Raw genomic sequence first — 15690 nt, forward strand, 5'->3', positions numbered from 1 at the left:
GCCTCCCGTCCCGTCCGCTGCTTACTTGGTTTCTTCGGTGCCCGCATCCATCAGATCACTGACCGCGCTGATAAATGCGTTGCCACGCTGGGCGTAGGAGCTGAATTGATCCATGGATGCCGCAGCCGGCGCCATTAGCACGGTGTCACCGGCTTGAGCTAGTTCCGCCGCCTTGCGCACCGCTTGGGTCATCACCTGAGTCCCGGTAGGGGCAACGCCGTCGGCGGCTAGCCCCTGAGCGGTGATGTCTATCAGCGGTACCTGCGGCGCCTGTTCGGCCAGCGCCGCACGCAGCGAATCGTTATCCGTGCCGATCAGCAGCACGGCGCTGAGCCGTTGGGCATGTTCCTTGATCAAGTCGGTGTAGTCCACGCCCTTGGACAAGCCGCCGGCGATCCACAGCACCGAGCTGAACGCCGCAAGGGAAGCATTTGCCGCATGCGGGTTGGTTGCCTTGGAGTCGTTGATCCACAAGATCTCATCGCGACGCGCCACCGCTTGGATGCGGTGCGCTCCGGAATCAAACCCGCTGAGCCCCTTGGCGACTGCTTCGGCTTCCACCCCGTAGGCGCGGGCCAAGGCGGCCGCCGCCGCGGCGTTGGCCGCGGTATGCCGCGGAACGATCTCGCCGATATCTGTCAGCGCCACCAGTTCAAGCGCGTTGCTTCGCCGCTCTTCGATGAATGCGCGGTCCACCAGCAGTCCTTCGACGATGCCTACGGTGGAAACCGCCGGGCTGTCCGTAGAGAAGCCAATGGCCCGGCAGCCCTCGACGACATCAGCGTTCTCCACCATTTTCAGCGTCGACGCATCGGCGGTATTGAAGATCGCGGCGACTTCGGTGCGTTCGTAGATCTTGGCCTTGTCGGCCTTGTAGCCTTCGAATCCGCCATGCCAATCGACATGGTCCTCCGCGATGTTCAGCACCACCGAGGCAAGCGGAGAAATGCTGTGCGTGTAGTGCAGCTGGAAGCTGGAGAGCTCAACAACGAACACGTCGTATTCCACCGGCTCGCGCACCGCATCGAGAATCGGGGTGCCGACATTGCCCACGGCGATCGCCCGCAGGCCAGCGGCCTGCAGGATCGCTTCGGTCATTCCTACCGTGGTGGTCTTGCCGTTGGTGCCGGTGATCGCCAGCCATTTCGGAGCGCTACGCCCGGCGCGGTTCTGGACCCGCCAGGCCAGTTCGATATCGCCCCAGATCTCGATGCCGGCTTCCGCGGCTTGAAGCAATACCGGGTGACGTGGATTCCAGCCTGGCGAAACGATTACCAGCTCTGGCGCAGCGCCATCGATCTGCGGCAGCGAAGCGACGTGCTGCTCGCCGAGCAGCACCTCGTGGGCTCCGACCAGCATGAGCGTTTCAGCACGCTGGGCGTTGATCTTATCGTCGCGGCCGTCGATGACGCTGACCATCGCGCCCAGCTCGATCAGGGTATCGGCGGCAGAGAATCCCGAAAGCCCTAGACCTGCAACGAGGACGCGCAAGCCTTTCCAATTAGCATCCCAGCTTCTCAGATCGGCCAGTTTTTCACTCACAGCGCGACAACCCATTCGGAGTAGAACAGACCCAGCCCGGCTGCCACGAACAGCCCGGCAAGAATCCAGAATCGAATAACAACATTTTCTTCGGACCAGCCCGAAAGCTCGAAGTGGTGCTGCAGCGGCGCCATCTTGAACACGCGCTTGCCGCCCGAGAGCTTGAAGTAGCCCACCTGGATGATCACCGACAGGGTGATGATCACGAACAGGCCGGCGATAACCACCAGCAGCAGCTGGGTGCGCGAGAGGATCGCGAAGGCAGCCACGGCACCGCCGATAGCAAGCGAACCGGTGTCCCCCATGAAGATCTTCGCCGGCTTGGCGTTGAACCAGAGGAAGGCGATCAGCGCGCCGGAGAGGGTGGCGCCAAGCAGGGCCAGGTCCTGAGGGTCACGCACCGAGTAGCAGACGTCCAGCGAATCCATGTTGCTGCAGGCCTGGTTCTGCTGCCAGATTCCCATCAGGGTGTAGGCGCCGAAGACCATGATCGAGGCACCGGTAGCCAGCCCGTCCAAGCCGTCGGTCAGGTTCACCCCGTTGGTAGCACCGGTAACGATGAAGTTCGCCCAGAGCACGAACAGGATCATGCCCAGCATTGGGCCAGCGAAGGCCAGATCAATGTTGGTGTCGCGCAGGAAGGAAATTGCGGTAGAGCCCGGTGTCAAGCCCTGGTCGTTGGGGAATTGCAAGGCGAGCACGGCGAAGCTGATGCCGAAGAAGGCCTGCAAGACAATCTTCTGCCAGGCGCGCAAGCCCAATGAACGCTTCTTGAAGATCTTGATGAAGTCATCGAGGAAGCCGACCAGGCCCATTCCGCCAAAGAGCAGCAGCACCAGCAAACCGCTGGCAGTGATTCCCGAGGAGGTGCGTCCCATTAAACCGAGGATCAGGTGCGTGGCAAAGTAAGCGACGAACACGGCCAAGACGAAGACCACACCGCCCATGGTCGGGGTGCCGGACTTGATGGCGTGCGAGTTCGGCCCGTCATCGCGCACGACCTGGCCATACTGTTTCTTGGTGAGCAGGCGGATGTACAGCGGCATGGCCACCATGGTCAGCACGAGGGCAATGCCGGCCCCCAAAATCAATGCGATCATGCGTTGTCGCCTTCCTTCGCGAATGCTGCAATGTCGTCGCCGAGGAAGCGTAGACCGGCCCCGTTAGAGGATTTAAACAGGACAATATCTCCGGGTAGTAGCTGCTCTTGAAGCAAGGTACGTGCTTCGTCTAGATCTTCCACGAAATAAGCTTCGTCTCCCCAGCTGCCTTCAAGCACCGCCGAGTTATAGGCAAGTTTCGCGCCCCACCCGATGACCAGCAATTTCTTGATGTTCATGCGAACCGCGATCCGTCCCAGCACGTCATGTTCGTGCCGGGAGTCGTCCCCGAGTTCGAGCATTTCACCCAATACCGCCCAGGTGCGCCGGGCGTGGCCCTGCTCATCGGGCAGGCCGAGCTCGGCCAGGGTGCGCAGTGCGGCGCGCATGGATTCCGGGTTTGCGTTGTAGGCGTCGTTGATGATGGTGACGCCGTCGGCCCGCTCGATGCGCTCCATCCGCCAGCGGCTTCCGGCGGCCAACCCATCGAGGGTCTCGGCGATCAGCGCTGCCGCGATGCCGAGTTCAAAGGCTGCGCTTGCGGCGGCGAGAATGTTGCTCACGTGGTGGCGGCCCAGCAGGCCGGAGGTGATCCGCTGGCTGTAGCCGTCGGCGAATTCGAGGGTGAGCTCGGGCTGGCCATGCGCATTGACCACCACATCATTGGCCCAGACGCTGGCTTCCTGTGGCTTGCCCGCGATGCTGCCGAAGTACCGGACCGCTCCCCCGGAGCGTTCCGCCATGCGCGCTACCCTGGCATCTTCGAAGTTCAGCAAGGCGGTCCCGGAGGCGTCCAAGGCCTCAACGAGTTCGCCCTTGGCCTTTTCGATGTTCTCGACTCCGCCGAATTCACCGGCATGAGCGGTCCCGACGCAGAGCACCACACCGAGCTTCGGGCGGACCATGTCGGTCAGGTAGGTCAGATGCCCCACTCCGGTGGCGCCCATTTCGATCACCAGGTATTTGGTGTCCTTGGTGGCGGTGAACACGGTCAGCGGTACGCCGACTTCGCCGTTGTAGGAGCCGATCGGGGAAACGGTCGGGGCGGCCTTGGCCAAGATCGTCGCCAGCAGGTCCTTGGTGGTGGTCTTGCCGGCCGAACCGGTAATCCCGATCACCACGGCGTCGTTCTCGGCCTTCAGGTATTCCACGAGGTGCGCGGCGATCCGGCCCATGGCTTCCACCGCGTCTTCCACGATGATTGCCGGATGCTCGACCCGCCGGTCATCTAAGGTGATGCGTTCGGCCAAGGCCAGCACGGCGCCGCCGGCGAGGGCCTTGTCGATAAAGGCGTGCCCGTCGGAGAACTCGCCGGGCTTGGCGACAAAGAGGGATCCGGGAAGCACGTCACGCGAATCGGTGGTGACCGATGAGATGACGGTGGATGGGTCGACAGAAGCTGTCGCGCGACCCCCGGTGATCGCGAGCAGGTCGGAGAAGGACAAATCAATCATGGCAATTAGGACTTTACACTTGAGCGGCCGTGGTCGAGGACTTCTGTGAGCTAGTAAATGGTCACAAACCCATGAAGTTTTAGGGCGTTGGCCAATTCGACGCGGTCATCGAGCGCAACGTCAATTCCCGCTACGTCTTGGCTGATTTCGTGTCCGCGACCGGCGATGAGGATCGCATCTTGGACCCCCGCCAAACTCACAGCGAACTCTACGGCTTTAGCGCGTGGCGCGATGTTGTACAGCTGCACCTGCGGACGCTCGGAATCGAGAACCTGCTGTGCTCCGGCGGCAACCTGTTCGCGGATCGGAGCTGGATCTTCGCCGTGCGGGTCGTCGTCGGTGACAATGACGATGTCGGCGTGGCGTGCAGCGACCGCACCCATATCCGGCCGCTTGGTCTTGTCGCGTTCGCCGGTGGCGCCGAAGACGATGATCCGCCGGCCTTGGGCTCCGGTGCGGACCGAGTCCAGCGCCTTAGCCAGTGCGTCGGAATTGTGCGCGAAGTCCACCACGGCAATCGGGGCTTCGCCGATGACCTGCATGCGTCCGGGAACCGACACCGAGAGCGGATCGTGCTCCTCCAGCACCTGCTGCAGCGTGTCGAGGGCCACTCCGCTGGAAAGCACCATGAGCGTGGCGAGCGCCGCATTGGCGACATTGAACAGGCCCGGCAGCCCGGTACGGGCACGCAGGGTTCGCCCGTCCCGGTGCACGATGACGAATTTATGTCCAAGCGCACTATGTGCAAGCTCGGTGACTCTCCAGTCGGGGCTTTGGTTGGCAGCATCGAGGCTCAGCGATTCGGTGGGGATCAAGGCCTGCTCTGCCAAGCGCTGGCCGTACGGATCGTCGACCATCACCACAGCGCGTTCACTGTGCCGCGCGGTGAACAGCTCCGCTTTGGTCTGGAAGTACTCTTCCATCGAACCATGCAGGTCCAAGTGGTCTTGGGTGAGGTTGGTATATCCGGAGACCGCAAAACGAAGTCCGTCCACCCGGCCATAGCTCAGTGAATGGCTGGAGACTTCCATGGCCACGGTGGCGACATCTTGTTCCTGCATCCGCGCCAAGACGCCGTGCAGCTGGGTGGCCTCCGGAGTGGTCAGCACGCTGGGGATGATCTGGCCGCGAGCAGACATTTCGATGGTGCCCACCAGACCGGAGTGCCGGCCCAGGGCTTCGGTGATCGCGCGGATCATGTAGCTGGTCGTGGTTTTGCCATTGGTACCGGTCACCGCGAGCAGCTGCGGGCAGTGAGTGTCCGTGCCGTAGACGCTGCTAGCGGCTCGGGCGGCGATCTGCCGAACGCTCGGCACTACCGCTACCGGAATGGAAAGGTCGGCAGGCAAGAATCCCAGACCGGCCTGATCGGTGATCAGGGCAACTGCACCGTGTTCGAGCGCTGCCGCAAGGAATTCGGCTCCGTGCCGCTTGGCGCCCGAAATGGCCAGGAACACGTCTCCCGGCTGGACGATCTGCGGGTTCAGGCTCACGCCGGTAATGCGCGGGTTGGCCGAGGCCCCTTGGTTCTTTGCAGCAGCGGCTAGCATCGCGCAGAGCCGGTCAAAGCTGATTCCCTTGACCGATTGGGGTCGTAAATAACGTTCCAGCTCGCGTGGCGTGCCTGATTCCTGAACTACCAAGGTTTCTTTTGTTCCTTACCAACGAAGACGTCGTACGACTCAGATTTAGTGGAGCTTGGCGGCACGTTGTAGGTGTTGAGCACGTGGCTCATCACCTCGGTGAACGTGTCGGCGACCGAAAAGTTCTTCCAGCTGCCCTGTGGACGGTACATGGTTGCCACCACAACGTATTGCGGGTCATCCAGCGGTGCTACGCCGGCAAACGAATAGCTGTATCCGTCGTAGCCTTTGTCGCTGGCGGCCTGGCCGGTACCGGTCTTTCCGCCTACCCGGTAGCCCGGTATCTTCATTTTAGTACCGGTGCCGGAGTCCACGACACCTTCCATGAGTTTGAGCATCTCTTTAGCTGTCGTCTTTTTCACAACCCGGGTCGTTTTCGGGGTTTCAGGTTTGGTGATGCTGCCGTCTTCGTTCTTGTACCCTTCGATGAGGCTTGGTGCAATCAGTTCGCCGCCGTTGGCCAAGGCCTGGAAGATCGATGCCGTGTGCAGCACGGTCTGCGAATAGCCCTGGCCGAACATGGTGGTGTACTGCTGGCGTCGGTCCCAATTCTCGGGTTTTGCCAGCTGACCGGCACTGGCACCATTCAGTCCAAGGTAGATGGGGCTGCCCAGCCCAAACTTTCGCATGTAGTCATAGCGTTCCTCGTTGCTGAGCTTGTTGCCCACCATCACCGTGCCGGTGTTGTAGGAGCGGGCGAAGATTCCGGCCACGGTCATGTCGTAGGTGGCGTGCGGCAGCGAGTCGTGGATCGTCTCCTTGGTGACCGTCACCTTGTTCGGGACGCGCATTTCGGTCTTCGCAGACACTGCGCCTTGGTCGATCGCTGCGGCGAAGATGGCGGCTTTGCCCGTAGAGCCTGGTTCGAAGGCGCGGGTGATGGCCACCGAACGCCGGAATTCAGGGTCGGTCGCTCCCGGATCGTTGGGATCCAGCTGCGCAGAGTCGCCGATGGCAAGAAGCTTGCCGGTTTTCACGTCCATCACGACGACCGAAACCCATTCAGCGTTGAATTCTTTCTGCTTCTTTTCGGCTTCACGCTGGGCCACATAGTTCACGTCGGAATCGATGGTGAGCATCACGTCCTGGCCGTTGACCGCAGGAGTTTCTTCGACTTCGGTGACCGGGATGCGCACGCCGTCGGCGCTCACCTCGATCTTGCGGCTGCCGTTGGTTCCCTTCAGATGCTCCTCCTGGCTCAGTTCGAGCCCTTCGGCACCGACCACCGTGGTCTGGTCTTCGGAATTTCGAACGAATCCAAGCAACGGTCCGGCAATGACACCTTGCGGATATTGCCTTTCGCTGCGCAGCAAGGGAGTCAGACGGGGGATGCCAACTTCCATGACCTCGTTTTTGACTTCTGGGGTGACTCCCTTGGCAAGAACCACGTAGCCCTTGGGCTTGGCCTCATCCTGCGGCTGAACCGACTTGGCAAGGTCCTCGGGGTTCTGCTCAAGAATTTCCGCAAGTTCCTGGACCGCCTGGTCCCAGCCGATGAACTCGCTGCCGTTAGTGCCATCACGCTTGGCGCGACGAATTTGATCTCGTTGATCACGCTGATCGATCACCAGGTCGTAGCGATCCACGCTGACCGACAATAGGGTTCCCTTGCGATCGACTATTGAACCGCGCGTCGGCGCGATGATTTCTTCGCGCTGGCGATCGGCTTGAGCGGCGTCGGCGACGGTGGATGCGTTGATGCCCTGCACCCAAAAGAGACGACCAGCAATCGCCAGGAGTGCTGCCAAAGATAAGATCAGCAAAAAGCGCATGCGCTTTTTTGCGGTTTCCAGTGCGGTCGAGTTCACGGTGATACTCAGTCCCCTCAACGTGGTTTCTTGACAGCGAGAATTACCGCCGTAGTCCTAGCTTAGAAAGCGAAAGTTAGTTCGTCGGGGATTTGATCATTGGTGCCGGGATCGTGCCGCCGTTGAGCTCGCTGTCGTTGAAGACCGGACGTCCGTCATCAGCAACCTTGCGAGTTGCCGCTTCTTCCTTCGCCTCAGACTTCGTGGGGTCCTTGGATTCCGACGCCTCATTAGAGGTTTTGGTTTCGTCCTTGGAATTCTGGCCCACGGTGGGAGCAGGAGCCTTCGACTCGCTCTTTTTCGCCTCAGCCTTCTCGCGGATGCTCTGTCCTGGCAATGGGAGCGTCGCATAATTTGCGGCGTTTCCTTCTGCCGTGACGGCCTTATCAGCTGATTTCTTGATGCTGTTGTCTGTCAGGTCGACGAGGCCCGGTGCTCCCGGAGCCACTAAGCCTATCGCTTTGGCTTCCTTGGCGAGCGCCTGTGGAGCGGACAACGACTGGGCTTCCTTCAACAACGCCTGGTTCTCCTGAGAGAGCGCGCGTTCCTGGTTTCGCAAGGAGACGATGTCGTACTGGCGCTGCGCGACCGAGGTATTCATGAGAACAAGCGTGACCACAACCGCGAAGGCCACCAGGACCAAAGCACTTACCATAACGAGCATTGAGCGTTTGTTCGTCTCGTTCATTCGCGGAACGAGCGAGAGCGTCACACGCTGCCGAGGGTCGTTGCCAGCCAGTTCGCTTGCTGCCACCGGCTCTGGACGAACATCGCGAGCGGCACTGCCTTCTATAACCGGCTGTGCGGTCATAGCGGCAGTCTTCAATACTCGACGTGGGGCTCGTTGGCTCATGGCTAGCTCCTTTTCAGAACTCTTTCGACCGCCCGTAAGCGGGCCGATGCAGCGCGTGGGTTTTCTGCAATTTCTGCTTCGTTCGGCTTTTCGGTGCCCTTGGTCAGAACCTTGAATTCAGCCTTGTGCTCTTCCAGCTCGACCGGGAATCCCGGTGGTGCGGAGGAAGTTGAGCCCTTCACGAAGTGACGTTTGGTGATCTTGTCTTCCAGCGAGTGATAGCTCATCACGACCACTCGACCACCAATATTCAATGAAGACATTGAGGCAGGAATAGCCCGCTCCAGTACATCGAGTTCTTCATTGACCGCAATACGTAACGCTTGGAAGGTCCGCTTGGCCGGGTGGCCGGAAGTACGAGCGGCAGCAGCTGGAACGACTGTTCGGATCACGTCCACCAATTGGGCGGTAGTCGTGATTCGTTCTTTATCCCTGGCTTCGACGATTGCGGTGGAAATTCGTCCCGCGAATTTCTCTTCACCCCACTGCCGAATGATGCGCAGCAGCTTCTCACGGTCCAAGTCGTTGACTAGATCTTCGGCAGTTGGTCCTACCGAGGTGTCCATTCGCATATCCAACGGTGCATCGTAGGAATAGGCGAATCCGCGTTCGCGTTCATCTAACTGAAGCGATGAGACACCCAGATCAAAGAGGACACCATCGATACCTGGGTAGCCGAGGTCTTCAACAACATCTGAGATTTCGTCGTACACCGCATGAACCAAATCTATGCGCGAGGCGTAGGGTTTGAGTCGTGCACCTGCAAGCTCGTGGGCTTGTTCATCGCGGTCGAGGCCGATCAAGTGGAGGTTGTCGAACCGCTGGAGAATGGCTTCGGAATGCCCGCCCATTCCTAAAGTGCAGTCCACGACGACTGCCTTGCGTCCGGCGGCGTTGGCGCTCTCGATGCCCGGTGCCAAGAGATTGACACATCGATCCAGTAATACCGGAACGTGTCGTTCCGATGCGGGTCGTTGAGAATCTTGATTCGGCACTGCGCCCCCTTTCGCTATCGTCGTGTTCGCTGGATTCAGATCCCCCTCCAACCTTCCAGCGGCGATCATCGATCTGGCTCCGGGGAAGTGGAGCCAGAGCAAGTCCCTCTGGAGGTGGCTGGAGATCTCAACCCAGCGCTCTTACCTGATGTGGATGTAAACCGGTTCCTGTTGGAGCCTTAGTCTTCATCCGTTTCGGAAAATACGTCTTCCTGCTCCTGCAAGTACTGCTGCCATGCAGTGGAGTCCCAGATTTCGATGCGTTTGCCCGCACCGATGACCGTCACTTCACGGTCTAGGCCTCCATAGTTTCGCAAAACTTGAGGAATCGTGACTCGTCCTTGCTTATCCGGCACTTCGTCGGAAGCGCCAGACAAGAAAACACGTGCATAGTCTCGCGCCTTACGCGAGGTAAGCGATGCCTGAGCTAATTGCTCATGCTGCTTCTCGAACTCCCGTTGGCTGAAAACATAAATGCAGCGCTCCTGCCCACGGGTCAACACGAGTCCGTAAGACAGATCGTCACGATATTTCGCGGGGAGAATCAGCCGGCCCTTTTCATCAAGTCGGGGCGTGTAAGTTCCAAGGAACATGCACACCGCCTTTCATATGAAGTGGCCGGAAACCCCAATTCCCTCTACTGCACTCCACTTTACTCCACAACCCTCCACTGTCAACGCAAACCAACCGTTTTCGCGAGGGGTTGGACATAAAAAATGCCTTGTTTTGGCGGGTTTTTCCCAGCTTGCGTTGTGGAGGGCTCCAGGAGCGAGAATGTGCGCATCTCGAAATTTGACCAAGAAAGTACCGAGATACCGCTATTTTCAGCCCTTTTGGGCGAGCGGGGAGGGCAGTGGAGGGAGACGGGGAGGAAAGTGGTGAGTCGTTAGGAAGCAGTGCAAATGTGTTTCCTAGGAATCTGCCGAGAATCGACGCAGCGCGTGTCGACCGTTAAAAGGACACCATTAAAAAGAAAATGTTTTGTATCGGGACATCGGTAACAGTTCTGCATCAACACATCGGTGACACTTCCACGTTTAAAGCGGTAACACTTCCACCCGAAAATTAACTCCTTGGGACAACAACAGCCCGCCAGCACAACCCTTACGGGTCAGCTGGCGGGCTGCTGAACTGGAAAGTGTGAAAAATAATGATCCAGTCGATTCGACGATACGCCTAGCCATCACCCAATGGCCAGATGACGCACCCAGAGGATCAGTGACCGCCTTCTGCACTGAGCACGGAATCAGCCGCAAAACGTTCTATCAAATCCTCAAACGAACCCGCACCGAAGGCCAAGCCGCGGCGTTGGAACCGCGTTCACGCCGTCCAAGGCGCTCTCCGAATAGCACCAACGAGGCGCTCAAAGACCAAGCCATCGCGGTCCGCAAAGCACTGGAAGAGGCCGGGTGGGACCACGGGCCCATCAGCGTGCACGACAAAATGCTCAGCCTCGGCATGAAGGCCCCATCCATCGCGGCGCTGGCTAGGATCTTCAGGGAACGCGGGGTCATCACCCCGTCACCACGCAAACGGCCCAGATCTTCTTACCGGTCCTTCCGCTACCCCATGCCCAACGCCTGCTGGCAGTTGGACGCCACCGAATACCTGCTCGAAGGCGGACGTAAATGCGTGATCTTCCAGCTGCTCGATGACCATTCCCGACTGGCAGTTGCCTCGCTGGTCGCAAGAACAGAGAACAGCAAAGCAGCGGTGGAAGTCTTCCGCCGAGGCGTTGCTGCACGTGGAGTTCCGCAACGGCTCTTGAGCGATAACGGGGACGCTTTGAACCCTATCCGCCGCGGCATGGTCAGCGAATTAGTCGCTTACGCCAATAGTCTGGGGGTCGCGACGATCACGGGCAAACCGTATAAGCCAACAACCCAGGGAAAGAATGAGCGGTTGCATTCGACGCTGTTCAAGTGGTTGAAGAAGCAGCCCTACGTCAAAGATTTGCCGGCGTTGCAACGGCAGGTCGATGTCTTTGACCATGCCTACAACAATGAACGGGGCCATCAGTCCTTGGAAGACCGGATGACACCTCAGCAGGCATGGGAGGCGACCCCGGTGGCTGCTTCTCCAGAGCCTGGATACGCGCTGAAATACAGCACCAAGGCACCAGGCAAAGCGATTTCTGAACCGGTTGCTGACTTTGCCGGACCTGTCGCTGAGCAGGTCGGTGCTCCTGCCAAGCTCATGGCAACGTTACGGTCCGAAGATATGGGCAGCATCGGTGAGCAGCTGATGCGTGCGAACAAGAACCGGTGCATCCGAATCGCTGGGGTGGAGATTTATCTGGGCAAGCTTCTACGCAGCACACCCCTGAAGGCTCACTGGGATCAGCAGGAATTGATGCTGGTGACGATGCACGGCGAACTCATTGCCAGATACGATTTCCCGTTTCCGGAAGGAACGAAATATCGGAGCCTGAAGCATGCGACAGCCCTGTTCCAAAATCCTCGGGAAGATCAGTGAGTGTTACCGATGTCTTGATGCAGCAAGTGTTACTGATGTCTTGATGCAGTTTTGTCACCGATCTCCTGATACATGACACCATTAAAAAGAAAAAGAGGTGCAACCCCAATAAAGGGTTACACCTCGTTAATAAGGGTTCTAGCCGTCGGATTGGTCCCGCTTGCGCTGGTTCCATTTTTCTTCCAGACCGCTCATGAACTGCGAGTTTCCCGGGCCTGACGGTTTTGAACCTGCTGGCGTCTTTGCACCACCAACCTTGCCTGCTGCGGACTTGGCTAGGCCCAGCAGTACCCCACCGAACATGACAGCGAAACCAACAACACCCACGATGATGAGTTGCTGCGAAATGCCATAAATGAGACCAGCAAGCCCAACTATGACCAGAAGCGCGCCGAGTGCAATGTTGCGAGTTGAAAGGCGACCACTGCTAGCTGGAGCTTTCATACTGGAGGCGAAGCGGCGGTCTTCGTGCAGCTGCTTTTCCAACTGCTCCAACAGACGTTGCTCGTGCTCTGATAGCGGCATCGTCTTCTCCTTCCAATCACTGCTGTAGCGGTCATCCACCGCCTACAGGTATAACGCACAACCACTTGGAAACGTTCCAATCGGTATTTGCTACCTACTTATTAGGATAGTCTCTTTTACCGCTACCCTGCTAGTTGATCTTCAGCTCTTTCAGGCAACTTCATAGCTACACCGATTAATGCTATTTTTCTTTGGGTCGAAGGAAGCGGGCCGGAGCTAATCCGGAGTCAGGGAATCGATGGCTTATTTCGTCCGCAACCCTCTCAGCTTCGCGGGTTTTGCCCTCCGCTGGATCCAAACTGAGCTGAATGCCCAAATCAGGGTCGCTTAGCCTTTCCACCTTCACTCCCACAAGCCGTACCGACTGAGGCAACGGGGTCATCCGACGCAATAGTTCGATGGCATTTTGACTTATTGCGGAAGATGAGTCGGTTGGCGCGGCAAAAGTACGAGATCTTGTTACGCCAGTAAAATCTTGGTACTTCAGTTTAAGACCTACTGCGGATGCGGCTTTATTTGAGGCACGAAGCCGCTGACCTATCCGGTGTCCGAGTCTGAGCAATTCTTCTTCCAGCGATTCGAGGTCAGCAATGTCGCCGGCAAAGGTATGTTCGGCAGAAATGCTCTTTTCTTCCCTGGTGGTCTGAACTGCTCGGTTATCGATGCCATGGGCCAGCAGGTGCAAGGAACGGCCGTGTTCACCGAATCGTTGGATCATACGTGTTTGAGGCTCGTTGGCTAATTGCTCGATAGTTTCGATCGCCAACGCGTGAAGTTGTTCGCCAGTTTTCTTCCCGACGCCCCACATCGCCGACACTGGCAACTGATGCAGAAACTCCGTGGTTCGTTCTGGTGCGACGACGATTAGCCCATTGGGCTTGGCATGCGTCGAGGCTAGTTTCGCGACAAACTTGTTTCGAGCAATGCCGATGCTGGAGGGAAGATTCAATTCCTCGGCCAGGTGGGCACGAATCTGGTGGGCGATAGCGATCGGGCCACCGAGCAACCTCATACTTCCGGTGACGTCAAGGAACGCTTCGTCGATACTTACTTGTTCAACTAAAGGTGTAATAGTTTCGAAGTAGTTCATGATCTGGGCAGAAACCGCAGAGTACACCCCATGCTGCGGCTCGATAATCGTTGCCTGCGGCATCAAGGCGATTGCTTGGCTCATCGGCATAGCCGACCGCACCCCACGTGCCCGGCAATCATAGGATGCGGAGAGGACTACGCTTCGGCCGTTTGGAAATCCGACGATCACCGGTTCATGCCTTAACTCGGGACGCTCGCGCAGCTCTACAGACACGAAAAAAGCGTCCATATCCACATGCAAGATCGCGCGGTTTTCCAAGGCTGACATATCTACAGTCTAGTGAGCTTCACCGACGGATGACTGGCAAGGGTTAGCAATCCAATATGGGGTCGCTCTGCGCTCTGCTAGCAACCTATAAAGATAGCGGTAGAGTTGAAGCTATCCACTAGCAGTTCACGCTTAGAAAATGGTTTTGCATGTCGCCGTCTGAATCTCTGTCAGCCCTCGTGTCAGAAGCCGGGGAGGTGAGCCGCACGTACACCGATGCGGTCGCTAATCGTCTGGAAGACTTCTTGTCATCAAAAAGCGAAGAAGTTGCTCAGATTACTGCAAGCGCCACGGAAATCGTCAACAGCATTCAAGATCTTACTCGTGGCGGAAAGCGGCTTCGTCCGCTGTTCGCCTATTGGGGTTTTCTTGGTGCTGGCGGTCGACCCGACGACGAGAATATTGTTCGCCTGGGCATAGCGCTAGAACTCTTCCAGGGTGCAGCGCTCATCCACGATGACATTATTGACAACTCAGATACGCGTCGAGGCAAACCGAGCGTACACAAGCGCTTTGAGGCCCAGCATTCTTCGCTCGGATTAACTGGTAACGCAGCACAGTACGGCATTGCGAGCGCAATCCTCACCGGGGACTTGTGCCTATCTCTGAGTGAAGAAGTGTTTGCTGGGATTGACAATCTAACGCCCGGCACCCGGGCGATCTTCAACAAGATGCGTCTGCAAGTCATGGCTGGACAATATCTGGACGTTCTTGAGGAGTCTGCTGGCTCTGTCTACGACCCTGCCGAAGCAGTTAAACGCGCTCGCACCATCGTTCGCTACAAGTCCGCAAAGTATTCAACGGAGAATCCCTTCTTGCTTGGTGGCGCATTGGCTAATGCGAGCGACGAACTTTTGGAAAGCTACAGTGCTTTCGCTTTGCCATTGGGGGAAGCATTCCAATTACGGGATGACGTTCTCGGCGTTTTTGGCGATCCATCGGTCACCGGAAAGCCTGCTGGCGATGACCTTCGCGAAGGTAAGCGCACCGAATTGATTGCGCATGCCTTGGCGCTAACCGTCCCGGAGGAACGCGAGTTTATCCAAACTCGGCTTGGTGCCCAAAGCTTAAGCGATGCGGAAGTTGCCAAGCTGAGCAAAATTTTGCAGGAGTCTGGCGCGCTGCGGGAAACCGAGTCCAGTATCAGCGAGCTGACTACGCAGTCACTGGCAGCTCTAGAACGCATCGATGTCGCTCCGCTTCCTTTAGCCGGAATGCATTTTCTCAGCGATGCAGTCACGAAGCGAAGCAAATGAGCTCTTTGCTCCCCCAAGAATCCGTTAGTTCAAAGATTGCTAGCTGAGCAATGCGCTGCCGAGCCCTCCTGGAGCACAAGTCGCTTTTGAACTAGGTACTAATCGTTGAGTCAGTGGAATGTGTGATCTAGGTAGGGTCTCAGTAAAGTAACAAAGGTCTCGGCCACGTCCAATGAGTTGACGTGGCCGAGACCTTTCTTTTATAAAATCTTTATATTCTTGTCGAATGGCTTACCAAGCGAGGGCTTGCGCACGACGACGGATCTCGGTTTTTCGTCCGGTGCGCAAGGCATTCATTGGGGTTCCTGGCAACGACTCATCTTCGGTAAATAGCCACTTAATGGCATCTTCATCCGAATAGGCGGCGTCTTGAAGCACCGATAGAGTTCCCTTGAGGCTCTCCACGACAGCGCCGTCAAGAACGAAGTCGGCTGGGATCGACCGCACATGACGCTCACCGATCCGTACGGAAATGATGGCGCGCTCATCGAGCATGCGGTGGACACGTCGAATATCGACGTCAAGAATTTCGGCTAGGTCCGGCAGGGTTAGCCACTGGCCAACGGTTTTTTGAAGTTCATTCACCTCTAAAGGTTCCCACAAATTAGTGAACGGTGCAGAAACTTTATTCCCGACGCGCCACAATGGTTTCCATGCGCCACACTAGTAGTGTAAATTT

At 57.8% G+C, this 15690-nt stretch carries 13 protein-coding genes; 2 read left to right on the forward strand and 11 right to left on the reverse strand.

Annotated features, from left to right (window positions below; all coding sequences use genetic code 11):
- Positions 1-21: 21 nt before the first annotated feature.
- The 8 genes from murD to mraZ all read right to left on the reverse strand — a co-directional run bounded on the left by murD (position 22) and on the right by mraZ (position 9988).
- A complete protein-coding gene (gene murD / locus ACT3UA_RS01390; protein ID WP_096286497.1) occupies positions 22-1557 on the reverse strand; it encodes a UDP-N-acetylmuramoyl-L-alanine--D-glutamate ligase in 1536 nt (511 codons plus the stop codon).
- Positions 1539-2642 carry a phospho-N-acetylmuramoyl-pentapeptide-transferase gene (gene mraY, locus ACT3UA_RS01395; protein ID WP_096286499.1) on the reverse strand — a complete coding sequence of 368 codons (1104 nt, stop codon included), beginning with the start codon at positions 2640-2642 and terminating at the stop codon, positions 1539-1541. Before mraY ends, murD begins: the two co-directional genes overlap by 19 nt.
- On the reverse strand, positions 2639-4096 hold the full coding sequence (locus tag ACT3UA_RS01400) for a UDP-N-acetylmuramoyl-tripeptide--D-alanyl-D-alanine ligase (RefSeq protein ID WP_096286501.1): 1458 nt from the start codon (positions 4094-4096) through the stop codon (positions 2639-2641). Before ACT3UA_RS01400 ends, mraY begins: the two co-directional genes overlap by 4 nt.
- 50 nt (positions 4097-4146) lie before the next feature.
- Positions 4147-5739 carry a UDP-N-acetylmuramoyl-L-alanyl-D-glutamate--2,6-diaminopimelate ligase gene (locus ACT3UA_RS01405; protein ID WP_255248440.1) on the reverse strand — a complete coding sequence of 531 codons (1593 nt, stop codon included), beginning with the start codon at positions 5737-5739 and terminating at the stop codon, positions 4147-4149.
- Positions 5733-7547: a peptidoglycan D,D-transpeptidase FtsI family protein gene (locus ACT3UA_RS01410; RefSeq protein WP_255248441.1), complete on the reverse strand. Its 1815-nt coding sequence runs from the start codon at positions 7545-7547 to the stop codon at positions 5733-5735. The genes ACT3UA_RS01405 and ACT3UA_RS01410 overlap by 7 nt, the downstream gene beginning before the upstream one ends.
- A gap of 76 nt (positions 7548-7623) precedes the next feature.
- On the reverse strand, positions 7624-8358 hold the full coding sequence (locus ACT3UA_RS01415) for a hypothetical protein (protein ID WP_096286503.1): 735 nt from the start codon (positions 8356-8358) through the stop codon (positions 7624-7626).
- Between the two features lie 44 nt (positions 8359-8402).
- Entirely contained in the window at positions 8403-9395 is a 993-nt protein-coding gene (gene rsmH / locus ACT3UA_RS01420) for a 16S rRNA (cytosine(1402)-N(4))-methyltransferase RsmH (protein WP_096286505.1), read from the reverse strand.
- Positions 9396-9574: 179 nt separating this feature from the next.
- Positions 9575-9988, reverse strand: a complete 414-nt coding sequence (gene mraZ / locus ACT3UA_RS01425; RefSeq protein WP_096286507.1) for a division/cell wall cluster transcriptional repressor MraZ — start codon at positions 9986-9988, stop codon at positions 9575-9577.
- 547 nt (positions 9989-10535) lie between these two features.
- On the opposite strand from mraZ, the gene ACT3UA_RS01430 reads away from it, so the two are divergent.
- Entirely contained in the window at positions 10536-11870 is a 1335-nt protein-coding gene (locus tag ACT3UA_RS01430) for a DDE-type integrase/transposase/recombinase (RefSeq protein ID WP_444615337.1), read from the forward strand.
- A 138-nt stretch (positions 11871-12008) separates the two neighbouring features.
- On the opposite strand, the gene ACT3UA_RS01435 is transcribed toward ACT3UA_RS01430, so the two are convergent.
- The gene (locus ACT3UA_RS01435) at positions 12009-12395 is read right to left on the reverse strand and encodes a DUF3040 domain-containing protein (RefSeq protein ID WP_096286567.1); all 387 of its coding nucleotides are present in this window, start codon (positions 12393-12395) and stop codon (positions 12009-12011) included.
- Positions 12396-12576: 181 nt separating this feature from the next.
- Positions 12577-13755, reverse strand: a complete 1179-nt coding sequence (gene dinB, locus ACT3UA_RS01440) for a DNA polymerase IV (protein ID WP_176484185.1) — start codon at positions 13753-13755, stop codon at positions 12577-12579.
- A gap of 149 nt (positions 13756-13904) precedes the next feature.
- On the opposite strand from dinB, the gene ACT3UA_RS01445 reads away from it, so the two are divergent.
- Positions 13905-15011 carry a polyprenyl synthetase family protein gene (locus ACT3UA_RS01445; protein WP_096286569.1) on the forward strand — a complete coding sequence of 369 codons (1107 nt, stop codon included), beginning with the start codon at positions 13905-13907 and terminating at the stop codon, positions 15009-15011.
- A 231-nt stretch (positions 15012-15242) separates the two neighbouring features.
- On the opposite strand, the gene ACT3UA_RS01450 is transcribed toward ACT3UA_RS01445, so the two are convergent.
- Positions 15243-15596: an Rv2175c family DNA-binding protein gene (locus tag ACT3UA_RS01450; RefSeq protein ID WP_096286571.1), complete on the reverse strand. Its 354-nt coding sequence runs from the start codon at positions 15594-15596 to the stop codon at positions 15243-15245.
- Positions 15597-15690: the final 94 nt, after the last annotated feature.

Source organism: Glutamicibacter sp. 363 (assembly GCF_052379505.1).
Lineage (GTDB): Bacteria > Actinomycetota > Actinomycetes > Actinomycetales > Micrococcaceae > Glutamicibacter.

Coding starts and splice junctions, on each gene's coding strand:
- murD (WP_096286497.1), bottom strand. CDS start 1,557: ATGGGTTGTCGCGCTGTGAGTGAAAAACTGGCCGATCTGAGAAGCTGG.
- mraY (WP_096286499.1), bottom strand. CDS start 2,642: ATGATCGCATTGATTTTGGGGGCCGGCATTGCCCTCGTGCTGACCATG.
- ACT3UA_RS01400 (WP_096286501.1), bottom strand. CDS start 4,096: ATGATTGATTTGTCCTTCTCCGACCTGCTCGCGATCACCGGGGGTCGC.
- ACT3UA_RS01415 (WP_096286503.1), bottom strand. CDS start 8,358: ATGACCGCACAGCCGGTTATAGAAGGCAGTGCCGCTCGCGATGTTCGT.
- mraZ (WP_096286507.1), bottom strand. CDS start 9,988: ATGTTCCTTGGAACTTACACGCCCCGACTTGATGAAAAGGGCCGGCTG.
- ACT3UA_RS01435 (WP_096286567.1), bottom strand. CDS start 12,395: ATGCCGCTATCAGAGCACGAGCAACGTCTGTTGGAGCAGTTGGAAAAG.
- dinB (WP_176484185.1), bottom strand. CDS start 13,755: ATGTCAGCCTTGGAAAACCGCGCGATCTTGCATGTGGATATGGACGCT.
- ACT3UA_RS01445 (WP_096286569.1), top strand. CDS start 13,905: ATGTCGCCGTCTGAATCTCTGTCAGCCCTCGTGTCAGAAGCCGGGGAG.